General features: G+C 51.9%; 21 protein-coding genes and 1 tRNA gene. 15 read left to right on the forward strand and 7 right to left on the reverse strand.

Translation table 11 applies throughout. The features are described from left to right. The first annotated feature begins 131 nt into the window (after positions 1-131). Both F3F93_RS05950 and ileS read left to right on the forward strand, forming a co-directional pair. A complete protein-coding gene (locus F3F93_RS05950) occupies positions 132-404 on the forward strand; it encodes a GxxExxY protein (RefSeq protein WP_206675384.1) in 273 nt (90 codons plus the stop codon). A 49-nt stretch (positions 405-453) separates the two neighbouring features. After that, positions 454-3,225, forward strand: coding sequence for an isoleucine--tRNA ligase (gene ileS / locus F3F93_RS05955; RefSeq protein ID WP_176958256.1), 2,772 nt, complete (start codon positions 454-456; stop codon positions 3,223-3,225). 203 nt (positions 3,226-3,428) lie between these two features. On the opposite strand, the gene F3F93_RS05960 is transcribed toward ileS, so the two are convergent. Both F3F93_RS05960 and F3F93_RS05965 read right to left on the reverse strand, forming a co-directional pair. Beyond that, positions 3,429-4,166: a cytochrome b/b6 domain-containing protein gene (locus F3F93_RS05960; RefSeq protein ID WP_206675385.1), complete on the reverse strand. Its 738-nt coding sequence runs from the start codon at positions 4,164-4,166 to the stop codon at positions 3,429-3,431. Positions 4,167-4,313: 147 nt separating this feature from the next. Beyond that, on the reverse strand, positions 4,314-5,087 hold the full coding sequence (locus F3F93_RS05965; protein ID WP_176958258.1) for an FKBP-type peptidyl-prolyl cis-trans isomerase: 774 nt from the start codon (positions 5,085-5,087) through the stop codon (positions 4,314-4,316). A gap of 358 nt (positions 5,088-5,445) precedes the next feature. On the opposite strand from F3F93_RS05965, the gene F3F93_RS05970 reads away from it, so the two are divergent. From F3F93_RS05970 to F3F93_RS05985, 4 genes are read left to right on the forward strand one after another with little or no spacing between them, the layout of a single operon-like run. Then, positions 5,446-5,676, forward strand: coding sequence for a hypothetical protein (locus F3F93_RS05970; RefSeq protein WP_176958259.1), 231 nt, complete (start codon positions 5,446-5,448; stop codon positions 5,674-5,676). A 35-nt stretch (positions 5,677-5,711) separates the two neighbouring features. Continuing rightward, positions 5,712-5,909 (forward strand): hypothetical protein, encoded by a 198-nt coding sequence (locus tag F3F93_RS05975; protein WP_176958260.1) that lies wholly within the window; start codon positions 5,712-5,714, stop codon positions 5,907-5,909. After that, positions 5,899-6,102 carry a hypothetical protein gene (locus F3F93_RS05980; protein ID WP_176958261.1) on the forward strand — a complete coding sequence of 68 codons (204 nt, stop codon included), beginning with the start codon at positions 5,899-5,901 and terminating at the stop codon, positions 6,100-6,102. The genes F3F93_RS05975 and F3F93_RS05980 overlap by 11 nt, the downstream gene beginning before the upstream one ends. After that, positions 6,096-7,115, forward strand: coding sequence for a hypothetical protein (locus F3F93_RS05985; protein ID WP_176958262.1), 1,020 nt, complete (start codon positions 6,096-6,098; stop codon positions 7,113-7,115). The genes F3F93_RS05980 and F3F93_RS05985 overlap by 7 nt, the downstream gene beginning before the upstream one ends. A gap of 61 nt (positions 7,116-7,176) precedes the next feature. Here the strand turns inward: F3F93_RS05985 and F3F93_RS05990 are convergent, their stop codons facing one another. Further along, on the reverse strand, positions 7,177-8,160 hold the full coding sequence (locus F3F93_RS05990; RefSeq protein WP_176958263.1) for a hypothetical protein: 984 nt from the start codon (positions 8,158-8,160) through the stop codon (positions 7,177-7,179). A 185-nt stretch (positions 8,161-8,345) separates the two neighbouring features. Between F3F93_RS05990 and F3F93_RS05995 the strand changes: the two genes are divergently transcribed. Next, entirely contained in the window at positions 8,346-9,263 is a 918-nt protein-coding gene (locus tag F3F93_RS05995; protein ID WP_176958264.1) for a hypothetical protein, read from the forward strand. Here F3F93_RS05995 and F3F93_RS06000 read toward each other — a convergent pair. From F3F93_RS06000 to F3F93_RS06015, 4 genes are all read right to left on the reverse strand, one after another. Then, complete coding sequence (locus F3F93_RS06000; protein WP_176958265.1) at positions 9,260-10,513, reverse strand: tyrosine-type recombinase/integrase; 1,254 nt, start codon at positions 10,511-10,513, stop codon at positions 9,260-9,262. The two genes, F3F93_RS05995 and F3F93_RS06000, sit on opposite strands and share 4 nt — an antisense overlap. 122 nt (positions 10,514-10,635) lie before the next feature. Further along, positions 10,636-12,183: a glutamine-hydrolyzing GMP synthase gene (guaA, locus tag F3F93_RS06005; protein ID WP_176958266.1), complete on the reverse strand. Its 1,548-nt coding sequence runs from the start codon at positions 12,181-12,183 to the stop codon at positions 10,636-10,638. Between the two features lie 297 nt (positions 12,184-12,480). After that, positions 12,481-13,956 carry an IMP dehydrogenase gene (guaB, locus tag F3F93_RS06010; protein WP_176958267.1) on the reverse strand — a complete coding sequence of 492 codons (1,476 nt, stop codon included), beginning with the start codon at positions 13,954-13,956 and terminating at the stop codon, positions 12,481-12,483. Between the two features lie 95 nt (positions 13,957-14,051). Beyond that, entirely contained in the window at positions 14,052-14,894 is an 843-nt protein-coding gene (locus tag F3F93_RS06015) for an ion transporter (protein WP_176958268.1), read from the reverse strand. A gap of 229 nt (positions 14,895-15,123) precedes the next feature. Here F3F93_RS06015 and rplM point away from each other — a divergent pair, with 229 nt between their 5' ends. The 8 genes from rplM to F3F93_RS06055 all read left to right on the forward strand — a co-directional run bounded on the left by rplM (position 15,124) and on the right by F3F93_RS06055 (position 21,212). After that, on the forward strand, positions 15,124-15,555 hold the full coding sequence (gene rplM, locus F3F93_RS06020) for a 50S ribosomal protein L13 (protein WP_176958269.1): 432 nt from the start codon (positions 15,124-15,126) through the stop codon (positions 15,553-15,555). A gap of 13 nt (positions 15,556-15,568) precedes the next feature. Next, complete coding sequence (gene rpsI / locus F3F93_RS06025) at positions 15,569-15,961, forward strand: 30S ribosomal protein S9 (protein WP_176958270.1); 393 nt, start codon at positions 15,569-15,571, stop codon at positions 15,959-15,961. Between the two features lie 351 nt (positions 15,962-16,312). After that, positions 16,313-16,816: a M67 family metallopeptidase gene (locus tag F3F93_RS06030; protein ID WP_194334990.1), complete on the forward strand. Its 504-nt coding sequence runs from the start codon at positions 16,313-16,315 to the stop codon at positions 16,814-16,816. Continuing rightward, complete coding sequence (locus tag F3F93_RS06035; protein ID WP_176958271.1) at positions 16,813-18,546, forward strand: tetratricopeptide repeat protein; 1,734 nt, start codon at positions 16,813-16,815, stop codon at positions 18,544-18,546. Before F3F93_RS06030 ends, F3F93_RS06035 begins: the two co-directional genes overlap by 4 nt. A gap of 59 nt (positions 18,547-18,605) precedes the next feature. After that, positions 18,606-19,091: a hypothetical protein gene (locus tag F3F93_RS06040; RefSeq protein ID WP_176958272.1), complete on the forward strand. Its 486-nt coding sequence runs from the start codon at positions 18,606-18,608 to the stop codon at positions 19,089-19,091. Further along, positions 19,088-19,975 carry a 4-(cytidine 5'-diphospho)-2-C-methyl-D-erythritol kinase gene (locus tag F3F93_RS06045; protein WP_176958273.1) on the forward strand — a complete coding sequence of 296 codons (888 nt, stop codon included), beginning with the start codon at positions 19,088-19,090 and terminating at the stop codon, positions 19,973-19,975. The genes F3F93_RS06040 and F3F93_RS06045 overlap by 4 nt, the downstream gene beginning before the upstream one ends. Continuing rightward, a tRNA-Gln gene (locus F3F93_RS06050) sits at positions 19,955-20,029 on the forward strand. Before F3F93_RS06045 ends, F3F93_RS06050 begins: the two co-directional genes overlap by 21 nt. Before the next feature lie 232 nt (positions 20,030-20,261). Beyond that, the gene (locus F3F93_RS06055) at positions 20,262-21,212 is read left to right on the forward strand and encodes a ribose-phosphate pyrophosphokinase (RefSeq protein WP_176958403.1); all 951 of its coding nucleotides are present in this window, start codon (positions 20,262-20,264) and stop codon (positions 21,210-21,212) included. The last annotated feature ends 2 nt before the right edge of the window (positions 21,213-21,214 follow it).

Below are 21,214 nucleotides of genomic sequence, written 5' to 3' on the forward strand. Positions count from 1 at the left end.
ACACAGATGAACGCAGATTGACGCAGATAAATTCAAATTCAAGGAACTGACTGAGCAGATTATTCGAGTGGCATATACTGTCCATAACGCACTGGGCTCAGTGCTTTCTGGAAAAAGTTTACGAGAATGCAATGGTGATTGAACTCGGCAAGACGGGTCTGAAAATCGATCAACAGGTTCCCTTACAGGTACAATATGATGACTTGATTGTAGGTGAATATTTCGCAGATCTGGTGGTGAATGATAAAATCATAGTGGAATTGAAATCAGTATCGCATATCCTGCCGGTTCATGAAGTGCAACTGGTCAACTATCTCAAGGCAACTGGCCTTGAAATCGGACTACTGATTAACTTCGCAGAGAAACGGGTGGAAGTCCGACGCAAGATTGAGAGCAGAGGTTAAATCTGCGAATATCTGCGTTCATCTGCGTCTAAACAAATGGAGCCACACTGTGTCTGAACAAGAAGTATTCGATTACAAATCTACTGTTTTCCTGCCAAAAACTGACTTTCCCATGCGTGGCAACCTGCCGCAGAGCGAGCCTACCCGCCTGCAGAAATGGGAAGATGAGAACCTCTACGCGCAGATTCGTGAGGCGCGCAAAGATGCGCCGAAGTTCGTGCTGCATGATGGCCCGCCATACGCCAACGGCAGCATCCATATCGGTCATGCCCTGAACAAGGTACTTAAAGATGTTGTGACCCGCTCCCGTACCATGCTCGGTTTTGATGCCCCTTACGTACCGGGATGGGATTGCCATGGCCTGCCCATTGAGTTGAAGGTGGAAGAGAAGTTCAAAAAGAAGAAGCGCAAAAAAGAGGATATCTCCGACTCTGAATTCCGTGCCGAGTGCCGCGACTATGCCAAAGGGCAGATCGATGTGCAGCGTGAAGAGTTCAAACGTCTGGGTATCACCGGTGATTGGGAAAACCCGTACGTCACCATGGATTATAACTTTGAGGCCAACACCGTTCGTGAGATCGGCAAGTTCCTCGACAATGGCGGCCTCTATAAGGGGGCCAAACCTGTGCACTGGTGTGTCTCCTGCGCGACTGCGCTGGCAGAGGCGGAGGTGGAGTATGAGGATCACACCTCACACTCGATCTATGTGAAATTCGCTGCCGGTGAAGATCTGACCGATATCGCACCTGAACTGACCGGTGATCTCTCTATTGTTATCTGGACCACCACACCGTGGACGATCCCTGCCAATCTGGCTGTCTCTGTCGGCCCATCTATCGAATACTCAGCTGTGAAGATCACCGATGCCGCTGATAACCGCAATCTCAAAGTCGGAGAGATCATTATTCTGGCAGAGGATCTGCGTGCCGGTGTGATGCAGGCGATCGGCGCTGCCGGTGAGGTTGTCGCAACATTCAGCGGCGACAAACTGGACAAACGCAACTTCCGCCACCCCTACCTCGATCAGCATGCTCCGATTCTGGTCGGCGATCATGTCACACTGGAGGCGGGTACAGGATCGGTGCATACCGCACCCGGCCATGGTCAGGAAGATTACGAGATCGGCATGAAATATGGCCTGAAGGCTTTCAACCCTGTCGGTGATACCGGCCTGTTTGATGAGGCCACCCCTGTTGTTGCCGGTCGCCACGTCTATCAGGCCAACGCCATCATGGTTGAGCATCTGCTTAACTGTGGCGCCCTGCTTGAGACCAGTGAAGTTCGCCACTCCTATCCGCACTGCTGGCGCTGCCACAAACCTCTGATCTTCCGTGCCACACCGCAGTGGTTCATCTCCATGGATGCCAATGATCTGCGCAGCAAAGCACTGGCCGAGATCAAGAAGACAACCTGGACACCGGAATGGGGTGAAAACCGCATTCGTGCGATGGTGGAGCAGCGCCCTGACTGGTGTGTATCACGCCAGCGCAACTGGGGTGTACCGATCACCGCCATCCGCTGTGCCTGTGGTTCACATAAGGTGACCACTGCCGAGGTCGTTGAAGGCATCGCCAAACAGGTAGAAGAGGGAGGTGCAGATGTCTGGTTCGCCAAAGATGTCAGCGCATTCCTGCCTGCCGCTGCAACCTGCCCCGATTGCGGCGGCACTGAATTTACGAAAGAGACCGATATCCTCGATGTATGGTTCGACTCAGGCAGTACGCACGCCTGCGTGCTGGAACATCGTGATGATCTCTCCAGCCCTGCCGATCTCTACCTTGAGGGCTCTGATCAGCATCGCGGCTGGTTCCAGTCCTCGCTGCTGGAGAGTGTCGGTACCCGCGGCGTGGCACCGTTTAAAGGTGTGCTCACGCACGGTTTTGTGGTCGATAAAAACGGCAACAAGATGTCCAAATCCAAAGGCAATGTTGTAGCGCCGCAGAAGATTATCCAGCAACTCGGCTCAGATATCCTGCGCCTGTGGATCGCATCTGCCGACTATTCAGCAGATATCCGTATCTCTGATGAGATTCTCAAACAGCTGGCTGAAGCCTATCGCCGCATCCGCAACACCATCCGCTTCCTGCTCGGCAATCTCGATGGCTTTGATCCGGTTCGTGATGCTGTTGCTCTGGCCGATCGTACGCCTCTGGATCAGTGGGCCAGCCACAGGCTTTCTCAGGTTGAGCACGTGGTGCACGATGCTTATGAGCACTACCAGTTTCACCGTATCCATCAGGAGATTCACAACTTCTGTTCGGTTGATCTGGGTGGCTTCTATCTCGATATCATCAAGGATCGTCTCTACTGTGATGCAACCGACTCCAGACGTCGCGCCTCAGCCCGTGCCACCCTGTATGATCTTGCCGATACACTGATTCGACTGATTGCTCCGATTGTGCCATTCACAGCCGATGAGGCGTGGGAGTTCCTGCCCGGCTCTGATGAGAAGAGCATCCACCTGCAGCGCTTCCATCCGGTTGCTGATATCACTGTCGATGAGAAGGCGTGGGAAGCCTTCTTTGCCCTGCGTGAGCAGGTCAACACAGCGATGGATCAGGCCAAGAAGGATAAGATCATCGGTTCATCCATTGCAGCGACGGTGACAGTACCAAATCTGGATAGTGCATTTGCCAAAGCTGTGGGTGAGAGCTGGGAACAGCTGTTCATCGTTGCCAAAGTGGAAGCCGGTGAAACCATCACAGTCAGGGCTGCAGATGGTGTGAAATGCCCACGCTGCTGGAACTTCAGCGCACCAGCCGAGCCAACCCATGCTGTGCATAACGAACTCTGCCCACGCTGCTTTGAAGCCGTAGCATAAGGGCGGAACCTGTGCGGCCCACGACGGGTCGCAGTAGCACGATGCGATGCGTTAAAAGCGTGTACGCATCCCGGCTCGCAACAATTTCCATTCGGTCGGGGAGAGGGCGAATGGATCTGCCGCATGGATGCAGCAGAAATTTCAGGATGAAAAAAAGGCCCCGCATTTGCGGGGCCTTTCTATTGCACTTTACGGCTTTCGCATTATCCGTTGAGATCTTCCGGCTCTTTGGAGAGCGCCTTACGACCTGTAATCATCGCTGAAACCAGGCCACCACCCTCTTTGATCTCGGTACGTACCACGACAAAGATATGCAGAAGAATCAGGAACATCAGGAAGTAGGATGTGTAGATATGCACAGTGCCGAACGGGCCTTTGAATGCGCTCAGGGCTTTGGCTTTCTCTGCATCAGTACCTGTTTTGTCATACGGTTTGATCGTTGCAGGATCAACACCTTCTGCTGCGATCTGTGCGGCAAACGTGGAACCAAACGGCGGGTAATAGATATCGGTACCGGCACGAACCAGACCGGTCACCGCCATCACAGAGAGTGAGAGCATAATCACCGCTACAGCCAGACGACCCAGCGGATTGTGACCCACATACTGTTTTGGCTCACCAGCTTTGATGCTGCCCAGATAGGCGCTCAATTCACCGATATAACCTTTACCGGGAAAGATATTCATCCAGCGCGAGTAACGACCACCGACAAAACCCCAGCCAATACGCACTGCCAGATTCAGAACAAACACATAACCGATCAGCACATGGATGGTTTTCAGGGTGATCTTCGCCTCCAGGCTGGTGATGCCCATATCCTTCTTGAACAGCATCATCAGACCCATAAAGATCAGTAGCAGCACGGTCGTGAAATTCACCCAGTGGAAAATACGCGTAGGGAGATCCCACGCCTTGTACGACTTCAAAATCTTCTCTTTCAATTCAGATCTCCTATCTCTTATCAAAGTCATGTGTGACTTCGATTGTTTCATAAAAATAACCCTCCCCCCATACAGGGGAAGGGCAGCAATGTTATTTGTGAATTGTGACAAAATGATGAATCATTTCGATGCATCATGCATAGCTCTCTACTTGTTGGCTTCTGCCTGTGCCGCCTTGGCAGCCTCTTCCAGCTTGGCAGCAGCTTCTGCTTCTGCCTTCTCATCAACGATCGCAACCAGTTCAACCTCGAAGATCAGTACGCTGTTGGGACCAATCTTGGCACCGGCTCCACGCTCGCCATAAGCAAGCTCAGATGGCAGAACAAGCCTGTATTTGGAGCCGACATTCATCAGCTGAACGCCCTCCTGCCAACCGGCAATCACGCCAGCCAGAGGGAAGGTGATCGGCTCACCACGGCTGTAGGAGGAGTCGAACTCAACACCATCAATCGTTGTACCTTTGTAGTGAACGGTAACTTTATCGTTGAGGGTCGGCTTGGCGCCCTCACCCTGCAGAATCACCTGATAGTGCAGACCACTCGGCGTTACAGTCACGCCCTCTTTGCCTGCATGCTCAGCAAGAAAAGCGGTGCCTTCGGCCTTGTTCTTTTCAGCTGCCGCTTTCTGCTCAACTGCCTTCTTCTCAGCCTGCTTTACAAAAAAGGCCTGTTTCACCTTGTTGGCATCTTCCTGAGTCAGTTTGGTCTCGACGCCATCAAGCCGATCATTGATCGCGGCTATCATTACAGCCCGATCCAGATCAGTACCCAGCGTTTTTAGTGACATGCCGATATCCATACCGATGGCATAGGCAAGTTTGGACTCCTCACTATCAAGTGTTAGTGCCGGAGCTTTTTTCTCCTCCTGCTGACTGCATGCTGCAAGCAGAACAACACAGGCAAGAATAAATACCTTTTTCATGATCTCTCCCTTCATAAGAAACTGTTAACTACCCGCTTATCAAAGCTGATATATCTGAAGATGGCAAGGTCAAACTTCTCGCTGCAACCCTGCAGTTGTTTTATTCCCACTCAATAGCGCCACCGTTGCTATTTAACAAAAACAAGGGGGTTTGTAAGTTCTTTGTAACACGATCGAGGATTTCGACTGAAACACAGAACTTCTAACCCCTTGATTTTAAAGAACTTTCAAAATCACAACTTACAAACTTTGCAACATAGTACCGCTACACCCTGCTACTGCAATCCCTTCGTACTTCCTGCGCTAATTCTACAACATTTTGTATATCTGCCTATAAGCACGATCATAGGAGAACGACATGCTGTATATCAAAGGAAGAGTGAACTCATCAAAGCTGGTTGAGCCGGATGGTAAGAAGCCATACTACAACGTCCAATTCATCAGCGAGGCCGCAAGCGGTGCGCTGATACCAACATGGGCGAGGGTCTATTCAGGATCAGCAATCAATATTGGCGACGAGCTGGAAGTTCAGGTCAAGGTGAATGCCTGGGACAAGGACAAGTTCCAGCTCATCGGCTTCATGGACTGAGGGAGTCGGGGAGGCCAATGCCTCCCCGTTGTCTTATGATGAAGCGACTGACACACCTTCATGCCTTCAATGTGGATGAGCGAACAGCTCACCACCTGCATCTGCTTTGTAATCGCTACGAGCTGAGCGAGAACGAACTCATTGCGAAGGGTCTCGAACTCGCGGAGCTGAAACTGGCCGAGTTTGAGATTCGTCTCGCCGTACAACTGGAGGATTGGCCGGATGAAGCTTGAGAAGTGCAAACCAATCGAAATTCCCATCGACCCAGCCAAGTTCTCGGCGGAACGCCGCGCGAAGAGAAAGGCGTTCGCCGAGATCCTGTTCAGGCTCCTCATAGGTGCTGCGGTTCTCTATTTCCTAACCCATCCAGCCGACCTCATGGCGACCATCACCTACCTGCAGAAGCTGTTCTCGTCGCCATGGTAGTAAAATCAATTCCGAATCACCTGCTGGAGCAATGCCTCGTGCTGTTTCGCGCTCTGTCGCTCTACTCTGTGGAGAGCGAGAGCTACATGTTCCCGAATATCGTGAGATCGAAGCAGAATGAGTTGGTGGTCGTGGCTCCGTATTCGATCAGCAGAGAGAAGTTCGAGAAGGCATTGGACGGGCTGGGAAGCATCTTCGGTCGCAAGTTCATCGGGCTGGAGGATTTGGGCAACCACCGATGGCTGCTTCAGGAGTACAAGCTCCCTGAACTGGTGCCGTACTCTTCCCGCCCCGCGAATATCCCTGTCGAGGACTACTGGCTGGGCACCTATGAAGATGGCTCGCCTGTCGTTCTGAGATTTGAGCATAGTCCGGTGCTGCTCGTTGCTGGTGCATCAGGATCGGGAAAAACCGAGCTGTTCAAGGTGCTGCTGCGGGAGATCGAGCAAGCATGGGGATCGGATGTGATCACTATCGCCGAGGGAGCCAAGGCCGGAAATGACTTCCGGCATCAGCCTTGCAAAAAGCTAGTCACCGAGACAGATGAAGTGCTAGCGGTGTACGAGCATATGCTCTCGCTCTATGAGAAGCGAAAACAGCTCATCAAGAAGCTCGATGTGGACAACTGGCTACAGGCTCGGGAGAAGGGAGTTGAGTGGCGGCCTCACTATTTCCTGATCGATGAGTGCCCACTATTCCTGTCAGCTCCGAAAAAGGGCGATGATGACTTCAACGAACGAACAAGAATCATCAAAATCGCTTCTCATCTCGCCGCACGTGGTCGCTATGTCGGTCTATTCCAGATTCTCGGAACTCAGGACCCATCCAGTACAGGGCTGCCCTCGGATATCATGAACCAAGTCAGGCTCAAGATTGGCTACTCAATGCGAACCGCTGAGATGAGCCGAGCCTACTTTGGTCAGGCAAGCGCACATGCAGCTGACCTCGTGAGAGGCAAAGGTATCGCGATGCTCGGTAGTGAGCCTCGGATTTTCAGAGGCGCATTAAATTAGGCGTGCTAGCCGCCACAAACAAAAAAGCCACCCCGAAGGGTGGCTCGATGCGATCAGGTGATCAATCCTCCCAAGGCGAGGGATACAGACTAGGATTACGGGTCATGGAGATGTATTGCGCGAGAGCCGTGATAAGACGCGGGGTACCAAAAAGGTACATGTCTCGGCTATTAACCCAGTCATGCTCATGATTCTGTCGCTCACCATCATTAAAAGCCACCCAGATACGATCATCTGACTTAACCTCACCACGGTGGCGGCCTACTGTAAAATAAGTGCATTCAACTTGATGCTCATCGTCGCAAGCCACCCAGATACGATCATCTGACGTATCAGCAGATTTAACAGAAGTTACGCCAATAATCCATCCCTTCTGTGTTCCTGCCAACAGAGGATCACTTTCGAGGTACATGCGAGTTGTGAGTTTCTGGGGGACTGATTTACCCCAACCCTCGCCATAAAAGACAACCTCGAGCGGATCAGAGACTCCCTTGAGATCACCAATCTTATACTGTCGATCGGTATCGACCTTATTCTGCACCGCCACATAGTAATCATTAGCTACCTCAGCCAAACGAAGTTCGATAGTCGCAATATCGGCCCCCTTAAGACTCTTGGCATACTCAGGAAACTTCATACAAGTGTCGTAAAAGATTTGACGAAATCCTTCAGGCTTGACCCATGCTTCCTTCGGGATAGAAGCCTGACCCTTACAATAATAAGAAAGGTCCATAGCCGGATACAACCATGTTGAAATAAAGCTACCAATTTTGCGGTCATAATCAATGTCATCAAAACTCAACCAATAATCCGGATAACGTGACAAGTTCTCCTTCGCAAGTTTATAATCCTCCCTGAAAACCTTCTTCCGTTCCTTAAGAATAGCCGCCTCCCTAGCAGCTAAAAGCTTCGCTTTATCTGACTCCGTTGCAATAACGCGCTTAGTTGGCGGGGGCACAAGGTCCGAGGGGCCAGCTGACGCCGAGAGTGGCGCTGCCAGCGTGAGTGTAAATAGAATAGTTAGTGATGTGATCAATCGATGCATTAAATGAAGTTCCTTTTAGGATTGTTGTGCAATTTTCAGGAATTAAAGCACAAAAAAAGCAAACATCAAGTCGCTCCCTTGATATGTATGCCATAACTCAAAAATTATGACGATTCATACAGATTAAAGTACATAGACCATGCACCAGCAAGCTCATTCCCTTGAAAAACCTACAGCGTTTTGTAATGGCTGGAATGAGTTACCAATTCCAACCATCCAAGAAGCCAGGAGGCTTCATTCATTTTCAAGTCGGCGAGAATGATGTGTCATTCAAATGCTCGGAAAAATATTACAAGACGCGAAAAGAGACATCAGAGAAAACAGGCACTCGCGGTTCCATTGTGTTGTTCTCCAACAAGTCGAAGCACGGACTCCGTCATAAAATTAGAAATACTCAACACACTTTCAAACAGTTTATAACGTTGACCTATCCGGCCAAATTTCCGATGGATGGTGCTACAGCAAAGCAGCACATTAATAATTTCACAACTAGAATGCGTCAGGAATTCCCTGGCATCCAGTATTGCTGGGTATTCGAAGCCCAGACTCGTGGTGCTCCGCATTTTCACATTATTATTGATACAGAACTTCCGAATGAGAATCATCAAGATAAGGATGGGGAATACTTCTACTCGGAGAAGTGGTCAAAAATATGGTCAAAAATCACAGGTAATGCAGAAAACAAGCAGCATCTGCGCCGTGGACTCCGAATTGATCCGATCTGGAGATCGGATTCCAAAAAGTTGGCCAACTATTTTGCGAAATACTACACGAAGAACGAGCAGAAGGAGTTTACTGCTGGATTCACTAATATCGGCAGGTTCTGGGGAACATCGAAAGGGTTTTGCGAGCCTCGATCAGAAGGAGTCTACCGAGCAGAAGACCTGAGGTGGATGCTCAAGCTCTGCTTTCACTACGCCAATCTCGAACGGGATCGCAAAGGGCTCAAGCGATACCGATACAGTACCGAGGCAGGATGCTCCCTCTGGGATTTCCGCGAAATCCTGTTCGGCAAGGTGCTGCCACAGATGCCAGCATCCGCATCTGTTAGGCTGGCGATGCCGTATCAGGGACTGAGCAGGCCGCCGACCATCACGAGCTAGCCTTCTTTTTCCAACAGCAGGCCGAAATCCGGGTTCTTAGCATCCTCGTACTGTTGCAGTGCTGCCGACTTCATCATTTCATCCATTGCATGGCCATAATGGTTCTCGATAAAAGCCACTCCGGTGCCAGCAATCTTAGACATATTCCAAACCGTCACACCAGCAGCCAGTCGCATTGTGATTCCAAAGTGTCTCAGGCTGTAGAACGACAGCTTACGGCTCTTGTGATCGACTCCGATCCCAACCATCAGCTCTTCCCAGTATCTGTAGAGCTTGGTCTTGTCGAACTGCTCCGAAGCGTCCAACGATGAGAAAACAAAATCATCATTGGAGCGGTAGGGAGTCCGCTCTTTCAGTCGTCGAAAATATTGCCCTCCTCGGGTGATGATATCTCGCCGCTTGCGATTCTTAGAAGTCACCGCGCGAACACCTATATGAGCGAGTGCTGTCCTCCTCTCCGCGTCATATTCGTGATCTTCTACCCGCACATCCCCCCACTTAAGCTGCCTTGCCTCACCAATTCGCATGAAGGTGTTCGACAATATCAAAACAAAATCTCTGACTAACAGCTTTTCCAGCCTGACTCGCTCATCCGGATTGTGTTTCTTACTCGACCACGACCGCATAAAGCGAGTCAGAGCATCATACTCATCGGGTGTAAATACATCCCGCCGACCCGCCTCAGTAATGCGCGGCATGACGTCGAACTCCAGCTTGGGAAGTGAACAATGTCCATTCTCGAATGCCCAACGGATCAGAGCATTGATTGTAGATTGCTCATTTCGGATGGTGATATCCTGAGCCTCATCCTTGATACGGAAGTCCCTATATTCGAATGCCGACTTTCGCTCCAGCTCACTGAGCTTGGTTGGTGCTCCCTTGTAGCGGAGAAAGTGACGGAGCTGGCTGTCAATGGTTCTCAACCGACCTGCGGTAATGACTCCCTTCTCGACGTGCTTCTCGCGATGCTCAAGGTAAGCGTTCACGAGCTCCCGCAACGTCATGCTGAAAATCTTTCTTCCGGACTTGATATCAGAGTGGATTTGAAGGTACTCATCCCGAGCTCTGAGAATTGCGGCTCCCTTATCCCGAGTGCGAAGCGACTTCCTGACGTACTTGCCCTCTTCCGAGACATAGCAGCGAAACTGCCACACCCCATTGGATGCCTTGGTTTGGAGAATATGGGCAGCACCATCGAGAATTTCGTGGTGGTTCATCGTCCAGCGATCATTGTTTTCAATAGAACTCATAGTTTGTAAGCCTCTTTGTAAGCCGAAATCCCAAGTGGTTGAAAACTTAATGATTTACGAGCACTTTGTATAGAGTTTGTAAACTATGAATCCTTATATAACAATTACTTAAGAGCGAATTCCTATTCCCACTCAATCGTGGCAGGCGGCTTGCCCGAAACATCATAGACCACACGGTTGATGCCGCGCACCTCATTGATGATACGGTTGGATACCCTGGCCAGCAGCGCATGCGGAAGCTCTGCCCAGTGTGCGGTCATAAAGTCCTGTGTCTCCACTGCACGCAGTGCAACGACCCACTCATAGGTACGGCCATCACCCATCACACCAACCGATTTCACCGGTAGAAAAACGACAAAGGCCTGACTGGTCTTCTCATACCAGCCGGATGCGCGCAGCTCATCAATAAAGATGGCATCAGCACGGCGCAGAAGATCGGCATACTCTTTTTTCACTTCGCCGAGAATGCGGACGCCAAGACCCGGCCCCGGGAATGGATGACGATAGACCATATCGTGCGGCAAACCGAGTGCTACCCCCAATTCACGCACCTCATCCTTGAACAGGTCACGCAGCGGCTCCAGCAGTTTCAGGTGCAGGGTATCAGGCAGGCCGCCGACATTATGGTGACTCTTGATGGTGTGCGCCTTCTTGGTTTTGGAACCGGCCGACTCGATCACATCAGGGTAGATGGTTCCCTGCGCCAGCCATTTGGCTTTGGGCATACCCTCAGCCTCTTTCTGGAACACATGCACAAATTCGCGACCGATAATCTTGCGCTTGGCCTCCGGATCAGCGACTCCTGCCAGCTCACTGAGGAACTTATCAGATGCATCGACATGATCCACCTTGACGCCAAGGTTACCGGCAAACATCTCCATCACCTGTTCAGCCTCGTTCAGGCGCAACAGACCGTTATCGACAAAGATACAGGTCAGCTGATCACCAATAGCGCGATGCAGCAGCGCTGCGGCTACAGAGGAGTCAACGCCACCGGAGAGGCCGAGAATCACATCTTCACTGCCGACCTGCTCACGAATCTTTGCTACCGCCTCATCAATATAGTGCGGCATCGTCCATTCACGACCGCAACCACAGATATCATGGACAAAACGGGAGAGCATCGCCTTACCCTGATGGGTATGGGTCACTTCCGGATGGAACTGCAGCGCATAAAAACGGCGCGACTCATCAGCCATACCAGCGATCGGTGTGGAGTCATTACTGCAAAGCACCTCGAAACCATCCGGAAGCGCGGAAACCTTATCGCCATGGCTCATCCAGACATCGAGAATACCACCCTCTTTATCTTCAATACCGCGAAGCAGCGGAGAATTACCTGAAGCTTTAAGCTCTGCATAACCGAACTCACGCACATGGCCTGTTTCAACCGCACCACCAAGCTGCATGGCCATCGTCTGCATGCCGTAACAGATGCCCAGTACAGGCACACCCAGTTCAAACACCACTCCGGGTGCCTTAGGGGTCTCATCTTCATAGACTGAGTTAGGACCACCGGAGAGAATAATACCGGAAGGTTTAAAGGCGCGGATATCAGCCTCTGACATATCCCAGGGGTGCAGCTCGGAATAGACCTGCGCTTCACGCACACGCCGCGCAATCAGCTGCGTATACTGTGAACCAAAATCCAGAATTAATATTTTATCCATTGAGTTCCCTTCACCCGCAAAATATATCCGTATATTTTGCTTAAATCGTTACGCAAAAGCGTCGTTTTGCTTCACTCACAGCCTCATTTCATTTGGCCGCCACCCATCCATGGGTGGATATAAAGGAGCTTTGTTGCAAAGCCCATGACAATTCAATCCGCGCGGCAAACATACTATCACACGTTGAAACTATCGATCCCCACCCATGGATGGGTGGCTTTAGTGAACCTTATGAAAACCGCGCTTTTCATGAGGTATTTAAGGCAGAGGGCAGGAGCCCGATGCCATATCAAGCAATCAGGACTCGAAACGGTAGTTCGGAGCTTCCTCAGTGATCGTTACATCATGCACATGTGATTCACGCAGGCCAGCACCGGTAATACGGACAAACTTGGCACGCTTGTGCATCTCTTCGATGCTGGCAGCACCGGTGTAACCCATGGATGCGCGCAGACCACCAACCAGCTGATGCAGAATGTCGGTCAGTGCACCCTTATAGGCCACACGACCTTCAATACCTTCAGGAACCAGCTTCATCGCTTCATCGACATCGCCCTGGAAGTAGCGATCTTTACTACCCTGTTTCATGGCGCCGATGGAGCCCATACCGCGATAGGCTTTATAGGTACGACCCTGATAGAGGATTTTGTCGCCAGGCGCCTCTTCAGTACCGGCAAACATGGAGCCGAACATGCAGGTCGAAGCGCCAGCGGCCATCGCCTTGGCAAAGTCACCGGAGAATTTAATGCCGCCATCGGCAATCACCGGCACACCAAGCGCTTTACCGGCCACAGCGCACTGCATTACCGCTGTCAGCTGTGGTACACCCACACCGGCAACGATACGCGTGGTACAGATTGAACCCGGGCCGATACCGACCTTCACAGCATCCGCACCGGCATCAGCCAGATCACGTACAGCTTCAGTGGTAGCGATATTGCCGCCAACCACCTGAATCTTGTCACCATACAGGCGTTTGATTTCACGTACCTGATTGATTACACCCTGCGAGTGGCCATGGGCGGTATCAACGATAATGGCATCCACACCAGCAGCGTAGAGCGCCTCAAAGCGCTGCATCTCAGCATCACCGACACCAATTGCTGCAGCAGCCAGCAGACGGCCAAGATCATCACGTACGGCATTCGGATTGGCCGAAGACTTTTCGATGTCGCGAACAGTTACCATACCCTGCAGACGGCCTGTTGCATCGACAACCGGCAGCTTCTCAATACGGTGCAAGCGGAACAGATCCTTGCAGGTATCAAGATCAACACCATGCTCAACAGAGACCAGACGCTCACGCGGGGTCATCATATCTTTTACTTTACTGTTCGGGTCACGCTCAAAACGGATATCGCGGTTGGTGATAATACCGCACACCTTGCCATCGTTATCCAGCACAGGAAAACCGGAGAAACCGTTCTCTGCAGCCAGCTTGTGTATCTGTGCCAGCGTCGTTTCAGGTGTTACCGTCAAAGGCTCCTGCACCACACCTGCTTCAAAACGTTTCACGCGACGGACTTCAGCAGCCTGTTCAGCAGGGGTCATGTTTTTGTGGATAACACCGATTCCGCCCTCCTGAGCCAGCGCAATCGCTGTGCCCGATTCGGTAACGGTATCCATCGCGGCTGAAACCACCGGAATATTCAAACGGATCTTTTTGGTTAATTGCGCTGAGGTATCAACCCCGCGCGGCATGACGCTGCTTGCCTGTGGCACAAGTAGCACATCGTCAAAGGTTAGTCCCTCACCCAGCATCTGCTCATTCATGCGATTGTTACCTCCGAAATCCGTATAAAAAGAGGGCGGCATGATAACGGAACAACAGGCATCCCGAAAGCAGCGATCAAAACCCCGATCTCAGGTCAGGCATCATCCTCATGGAAAACCTCGGGCTGGGCATCCTCCTGCGCAGTTGCGCAGTGCGGACAGAAGAGATAATCCGGTGCGATACCATGATTACAGGAGGTGCACTTGGCAGAGTTATTGATCATGCGCCCCACCTTCACGGAGATCACCGCGGTTACCATCGCAAACATGCAGATACCGGACATGATCAGACTTGCCGCCAGCACCTTGCCGAGAGCAGTCTGCGGCACAAAGTCACCATAACCCACCGTACTCATGGTCACCAGCGACCACCATGTACCTTCAAACGCATTGGAGTAGGTCTGTGGCTCAAGGATATAGATCATATTACCCACCATCACAGAGATCAGGCCGATGGTTCCCAGTACACCCATAAGCAGCTTCAGTGAGCCACGAAGCGAGGCAAACAGGGATCGAACCACGGGGAATGAGATCGCCACCCTGATCACACGCGCCAGACGCAGCAGTCGCACCAGCACAAAGGAGTCGCCGACAACAAACAGCGGCAGCACCGTAATCAGATCGACAACACCGTTAAAGCTGAGCATGTAGTGCTTACGATTGCGCGCCGCGTATACCCGCAGCACATATTCAATCGCAAAGGCGTAGAGTACCCAGCGCTCAAACTCATAGATCTGCTCACCCCACTGCGCATTGTAGGCATCTACAGTGTTAACCATGGAGCCAGTCACCACAATCATAATCAGGGCGAGCATGCTCCAGTTAGTGATCCGACCTACCAGCGTGCGCGTATCAAAAAGTATCTCATTAAGAACCTTTCGCACTCCGCTCAGGTGCAGATGATGGTCATCCAGATCCTTCAGATCCTTGCTTTGCATAAGAATTTCCCCTATATCGAAGTCTCGGCGAAAAATTAGCAAGAAGTTCGCCAAAACACGAGCAAAACAGGATCTGTCCCCCAAACGTGGGACAACAGGGGAGGGTTCGCATCTTCTGCATACAGTGTTTGACAACCACCACCCCCAACTTATAATGCGCCGCCCTTGCACGGCAGACCACCTTGAAAAAGGGGTCAACGCAACACTCGCAAACATGGAGAAATTTTTTATGCGTACTTGGACTGTTCGCCCCGGCGATATTGAACGCAAATGGTATATTGTAGATGCCAATGATCTTATTCTGGGCCGTCTGGCAACTCAGGTAGCAACTGTTCTGCGCGGCAAACACCGTCCGCAGTACACTCCGCATGCTGATTGTGGCGACCATGTTATTATCATCAACGCCGATAAAATTGCTGTAACCGGCAATAAAGAGAGCGCCAAAACCTATTACCGTCATACCCGTTTTGCCGGTGGCCTGAAAAGCATCACGCTGGAAAAACAGCGCGAAAAGTTTCCTGAGCGCATCATTGAACTGGCTGTTAAAGGCATGATGCCAAAAGGTCCTCTGGGCCGCGCTATGCTGAAAAAACTGAAGGTTTACGCTGGCAGCGATCATCCGCATGCCGCGCAGCAGCCTGAAGTAATGAAACTGAATTAAGAGGAAAGTGAAGATGGCAGAGACAATGTATCGCGGCACTGGTCGCCGTAAACGTAGCGTAGCCCGTGTAATCATCCAGTCCGGTAAGGGCAATGTGCTGGTTAATGGTCGTGAAGTAGAAAACTACTTCCCGGTTGAGATTGTTCGTCAGCAGGCTCTGTTGCCACTGACTGCAAATGATCTGGCAGGCCGTATCGATGTGCGTGTTAATGTTCATGGTGGCGGCACATCCGGCCAGGCTGGCGCAATTCGCCACGGTATCGCTCGTGCTCTGCTTGAATATGATTCCGGTCTTCGTCCGGCACTGAAAGCGGCAGGCTTCCTGACTCGTGACTCTCGTAAGGTTGAGCGTAAGAAGGCTGGTCTTAAGAAAGCACGTCGCGCTCCACAGTTCTCCAAGCGTTAAGTTTCGCAAGAGACATTTTAAAAGGGAAGGCATTGCGCCTTCCCTTTTTTTTGGTTCATCGCGGATTTGCGGAAACGATGAATTGCACTCTTGTTTTTTGATCCCCCGTTAGCAGGCTGACTGGACAAATCAGCAGGAGAGCTGATTTGTTAGAGTGCAGGATCGGGAACCCGACAGGAGTAAGCGGCGCTGTCCCGCCGCGCGATGAAGCTTTTTTTGGCTGTATTATATCCTGCAACATGCCGATGGTTGGCAACGCCCGGTCAGACGATAGGCTAAGCGCTGATCCATGTTCAAACTCTGAACTCATCGCAGGTGCCGATTGCACTACTACCGACACGGAGAACCACTTTGATCCCATCCGTTTATGAACCTGAACGCTTCAGCAGTCCGGAATATCTCGCCGTTCTTGATGACAGCCAATCGCCGGCAACACTCTCTCTGCCCGCCTCCTGCATCGAGGCGATTCAGAATCAGGGGGAAGCCGGTTATCCGCATGAGATATGCGGCCTGCTCATTGGCAGCATCACTGAAAACGGCTGGATGATCACTGAAGTCAGACAGGTTGAAAATCTTAACACTGCGCGGGCAGCCGACCGTTTCGAGCTCGATCCGGCAGCCTACCAGCGCATTGACAGGGCGTTGCGTGGCACCGGCCATGAGATCGTTGGCGTCTATCACTCCCATCCTGATGCTCCGGCAAAACCTTCACCGACCGACCTTGGCAGCGCCTGGGAGGGCTTCGCTTACCCCATCATCAGCATCTGTGATGGCAAAGTTGCTGATCTGCGCTGCTGGTCAATCAATGAAAGCGGCGACCGCTTTCAGCAAAACGCTATTGTGGATGCTGCATGATCAGCTGTTTGAGAAAGGCCGCCACACTGCTGCTCTGCAGCGCCCTGCTTGGCGCCTGCAGTATCCAGAAATCCGACCGGGGATCAGAAGCTCACGAATCTGAAGCGGCGCAAAAGAGGCAACAGCAACAGATTGAGCAGATGGATCCCCCGTTTCTCTATCTGGCTGCGCAAAATGCACTGAAAGATGGCAACCGTCCTCTGGCAGCACGCTTCCTCACAGCCCTAGTCGAGAAAGAACCGGAGGCGATTGAGCCGCAGATCCAGCTGACCAGCCTGCTACTACAGCTGGGCAAAACCGAAGAGGCAGAGAGACACATTGCCCTGCTGCTCAAAAAAGAGCTTAAAAAGGAAGACCTGGAACAACTGCTGCTGACTCAGGCGCGCATGAAGGTAGCAAAAAACAAGCAGGATGAGGCACTGCCGCTTCTTGATCAGCTGTTCAAAGAGAATCCGGCCAACCTCTCCGGCCGCGACCTGCAAGCCCGCATCCTCTCCGGCCAGAGCCGCTATGCCGAAGCTCTTGCCGCTATCGATGTGGCAATCCGCAGTGAAGAGCTGCCTGAATTCCGTCTTCTGCAGGCGCAACTGTTTCTCAAGCAGGAGGATAGCAAAGCCGCCAGAGTATCACTGCAGCGCATGCGTCTGCTGGCGCCTGAAAACGATACTGCTGTACTGCTGCTCAGCAACATCTCCCTGCAGGATAATGACACAGATAGAGCCGAGAAGGAGCTGCGTGATTTCCTCAATGCCTATCCGGATGCCATTCGGGTGGGCCACGCCCTTGGTAAACTGCTCATTCAGGAGAACCGCATAGCAGAAGCCATTCTGATCTATCGTGATCTGGCCAACCAGAGCGGCCAGAATCCGGAGATCCTGAAAACACTCGGCATACTCTATTTCCGCTACAAGGACTTTGAGAAGTCTGAAGCAACCTTCAAAAAACTGAACCAGAACAGTCCGGACGATCAGAGCCGTTTCTACCTTGCTGCCAGTCTTGAGGCGCTGGAACGGCCTGATGAAGCCCAACCGCTTTATGAGCAGATCGACCCGAAAGGGGCAATGGGGGATGCTGCGCAGATACGCCTGGCAGGCATTGATTTCGCCAATGATGATCTTAAAAGTGCGCTAACACGGCTGCAGACTGTTCTGAAATCGAAACCATCCGACACCGAAGCCCATCTGATGCGCTCAGCCATTCGCCTGGCCCAGAAACAGTACAGCCTGCTGCTTGAGGAGACCAGTGAGCTCTCCACCATGAACAAGGTGCATCCGCAACTGCTGTTTAACCGGGCTGTCGCCTTTGATCATCTGAAACAGTATGACCAGCTGGAGTTGATGCTCTCTCAGCTGCTCACCCACGCTCCGAAGCACTCCGAGGCGATGAACTTCCTCGGCTACAGCTACGCCATTCAGGGCATTGAGCTGCATAAAGCTGAAAAACTGATTCTTAAAGCGCTTGAGCTGAAGCCGGATGATGGCTACTACCTTGATTCGCTGGCATGGGTCTATTTTAAACGTGGTGAGTTCAAAAAAGCCCTGACCACCCAGAACAGAGCCCTCAAACAGATCAGTGATGATCCGATTATGTTTGAGCACCTTGGCGACATTCTCTGGAAAAATGGTGATCAACCTGCTGCACGAGAGGCATGGGAGAAGTCCCTGCAGATGAACAGTGACGATTCCGACGCCATTAAACATAAAATTAAACATGGTCTGGATGGCGACTGATGTTTGCCGCAGTCAGGTCTCGCGTTGCACCTTTAGCGTTACTGTTGATCTGCACAGCCATGCTTACATCGGCATGTGTTAAGCAGCCTGTTACCACGACTGAAAAAACCTCTATCGGCCCCTACAGCGACTTTGCAGCCCGGCTTATTGTCATCGAACCCAAACGTCGCTGGCAGGTGATGCTGCAGTGGCGTGCCGACTCCCCTGACAGAGGCGATGTGAGACTAACCCATGCTGCCACCGGCACCGTCATCGAACTGCGCTGGTTCGCCAATCAGATGCAGCTGCGCAGCACAGCGTCGCGGATGTGGGAGCCCGTCGATTCGACACAACTGGGAAGTCAGGGCATTGTTATTCCGCCGCAACAGCTGGCCTCCATTCTACTGGGGCAGATGCCCAGCCACTTCATCCATAAAAAAGAGGGGTTATGGGAGAGCAGAGCATCGGGAAGTCCGATCCGCCTGCAGTGGACTGCATCGATGCACAAACTGACCATGACCGACATTAAACATGGACGTCGGGCAACGATGTTGATTCAGCCATGAAATTGAGACTTCCTGCGCCGGCCAAAATCAACCTGCACCTGTTGGTCACTGCGATTCGCGAGGATGGCATGCACGAGCTTGATACCAGCTTCGCCTATACCGACATCTGCGATGAGCTGCAGATAGAGCCTTGCGATACGCTGACAGTCAGTTGCTCCACGCCTGAGCTCTCAGGTGAAAAGAATCTGGTGTATAAACTGCTTGATGCTTTCAGAAAACAATACGGCATCTCGCAGGGGCTTGCCGTTCATATCGTCAAGAATATCCCTGCGCAGGCGGGACTGGGTGGCGGCTCCTCCGATGCTGCCACCGCACTACTGGCTGCCAACCGGCTTTGGCAACTGGATATTCCGACAGCGGAGCTGATCACTTTCGCAGCCCCCTTCGGCGCTGATATCCCCTGCTTCCTCTATGGCAAGGCGAGCTGCGCTCGCGGTATCGGTGAAAAACTCAATGATTACCCGGATTCACTACCTGAAAAGGCACTGCTTCTGGTCTGGCCCGGCACAGGACTCTCTACCGCAGAGGTCTTTCAACACTTTGATCATCAGATAAATTCGGGGGATCGCACATTGACCCCGCCAGAGGGGCTGGATACCATCCGGCGCGATTCAAGCTGCCTCGGGAAAAATGATCTCGAAGGTAGCGCATGCAGCCTGAGTCTTGAGGTTTCGCAGCTCCTACAAGCGTTGCGCAAACATTCAGATACAGTATGGATGAGTGGAAGTGGCTCAACATGTATTGCCCTGTTTGATCATCCTGAACAGGCCAGAGCCGTGGCAGCACATCTGAAGATGCAGAACCCGGCAAACTGGACGTTTGTCGGCACAATGCAGCAGCAACATCAGCTGGATGAGAAATATTGGGACGTAGCCAAGCGGTAAGGCAGCGGGTTTTGATCCCGTCATGCGCAGGTTCGAATCCTGCCGTCCCAGCCAGTTATTTTTTCGGGATGCTCTGAATAACTACATCCGTGTAGGCATTCAGCAGGCAAAGGAAAAAGTGTCACTGTTCCTTTGCTCACAACATCAGGCACTTAGCGTGCATGATGTTGGCAGGCCATCCATAGCCTGCTCGGATACGCTGACTTTTTCAGCGCATCCTTAGCAGAACCCAGGGTAGAGGTGATCGATGAGCGCTTACACTATCGAACAGAGGAGTGATCACACTATGGTCTACGAGAAACTGCGTCTCTTTTCAGGCACCTCAAATCCACCGCTTGCACAGGCGATCTGCGAACATATCGGTAAACCTCAGGGTGAGATCTACACCCAGCGCTTCTCTGATGGCGAAATCTTCATACAGGTCAAAGAGACCATTCGTGGTCTGGATGCCTTCTTTATCCAGAGCACATCTGCTCCTGCCAACGACAACCTGATGGAGCTGCTTATCTTTATCGATGCAGCCAAACGTGCCTCAACCCGTAACATCTGTGCTGTCATCCCCTACTTCGGCTATGCACGTCAGGATCGTAAAAGTGCCGGACGCACCCCTATTTCAGCCAAACTGGTTGCCGATCTTATCTCCCGTGCCGGTGCAACTCGCGTATTGACCCTCGACCTGCACGCCACCCAGATTCAGGGCTTCTTCGATATTCCGGTGGACAACATCTTTGCTATCCCGCTGTTTTCCAAGGATATTGAAGAGAAAAACAATATGGATAATGTGATGATCGTCTCCCCCGATGTGGGTGGTGTGGTTCGTGCCCGCGCACTGGCTGCTCGCTTGCATGTGGATATGGCGATTGTGGATAAACGTCGCCCTGCCCCTAACGTTGCCAAAGTGATGAACATCATTGGTGATGTGGCTGGCAAACACTGTATTCTCATCGATGATATGGTGGATACTGCCGGAACCCTCTGCGGCGCTGCCGAAGCCCTGCTTGAGCGTGGTGCGACCAAGGTCAGTGCCTACGCCTCCCACGGTGTCCTCTCTGGACCTGCGGCAGAACGACTGGTTAAGTCCAATCTGCATGAGCTGGTGATTACTGACAGCATTCTGCAACCGCAGCGAATTCTCGATACCGGCAAGGTTCGCACAATCTCAATTGCCCCTCTGATGGGAGAGGCGATCACCCGCATCTACGACGCCCGTTCAATCAGCAGCCTCTACGAGGATTAATT

The sequence above is a fragment of the Mariprofundus sp. KV genome, assembly GCF_013387475.1.
GTDB lineage: Bacteria > Pseudomonadota > Zetaproteobacteria > Mariprofundales > Mariprofundaceae > Mariprofundus.

Coding starts and splice junctions, on each gene's coding strand:
- rplM (WP_176958269.1), top strand. CDS start 15,124: ATGCGTACTTGGACTGTTCGCCCCGGCGATATTGAACGCAAATGGTAT.
- guaA (WP_176958266.1), bottom strand. CDS start 12,183: ATGGATAAAATATTAATTCTGGATTTTGGTTCACAGTATACGCAGCTG.
- F3F93_RS05965 (WP_176958258.1), bottom strand. CDS start 5,087: ATGAAAAAGGTATTTATTCTTGCCTGTGTTGTTCTGCTTGCAGCATGC.
- guaB (WP_176958267.1), bottom strand. CDS start 13,956: ATGAATGAGCAGATGCTGGGTGAGGGACTAACCTTTGACGATGTGCTA.
- F3F93_RS06040 (WP_176958272.1), top strand. CDS start 18,606: ATGCTTACATCGGCATGTGTTAAGCAGCCTGTTACCACGACTGAAAAA.
- F3F93_RS06015 (WP_176958268.1), bottom strand. CDS start 14,894: ATGCAAAGCAAGGATCTGAAGGATCTGGATGACCATCATCTGCACCTG.
- F3F93_RS05980 (WP_176958261.1), top strand. CDS start 5,899: ATGAAGCTTGAGAAGTGCAAACCAATCGAAATTCCCATCGACCCAGCC.
- F3F93_RS05975 (WP_176958260.1), top strand. CDS start 5,712: ATGATGAAGCGACTGACACACCTTCATGCCTTCAATGTGGATGAGCGA.
- F3F93_RS05970 (WP_176958259.1), top strand. CDS start 5,446: ATGCTGTATATCAAAGGAAGAGTGAACTCATCAAAGCTGGTTGAGCCG.
- F3F93_RS06035 (WP_176958271.1), top strand. CDS start 16,813: ATGATCAGCTGTTTGAGAAAGGCCGCCACACTGCTGCTCTGCAGCGCC.
- rpsI (WP_176958270.1), top strand. CDS start 15,569: ATGGCAGAGACAATGTATCGCGGCACTGGTCGCCGTAAACGTAGCGTA.
- F3F93_RS05995 (WP_176958264.1), top strand. CDS start 8,346: ATGGCTGGAATGAGTTACCAATTCCAACCATCCAAGAAGCCAGGAGGC.
- F3F93_RS05985 (WP_176958262.1), top strand. CDS start 6,096: ATGGTAGTAAAATCAATTCCGAATCACCTGCTGGAGCAATGCCTCGTG.
- F3F93_RS06045 (WP_176958273.1), top strand. CDS start 19,088: ATGAAATTGAGACTTCCTGCGCCGGCCAAAATCAACCTGCACCTGTTG.
- F3F93_RS06000 (WP_176958265.1), bottom strand. CDS start 10,513: ATGAGTTCTATTGAAAACAATGATCGCTGGACGATGAACCACCACGAA.
- F3F93_RS06055 (WP_176958403.1), top strand. CDS start 20,262: ATGGTCTACGAGAAACTGCGTCTCTTTTCAGGCACCTCAAATCCACCG.
- F3F93_RS05950 (WP_206675384.1), top strand. CDS start 132: ATGGTGATTGAACTCGGCAAGACGGGTCTGAAAATCGATCAACAGGTT.
- F3F93_RS05990 (WP_176958263.1), bottom strand. CDS start 8,160: ATGCATCGATTGATCACATCACTAACTATTCTATTTACACTCACGCTG.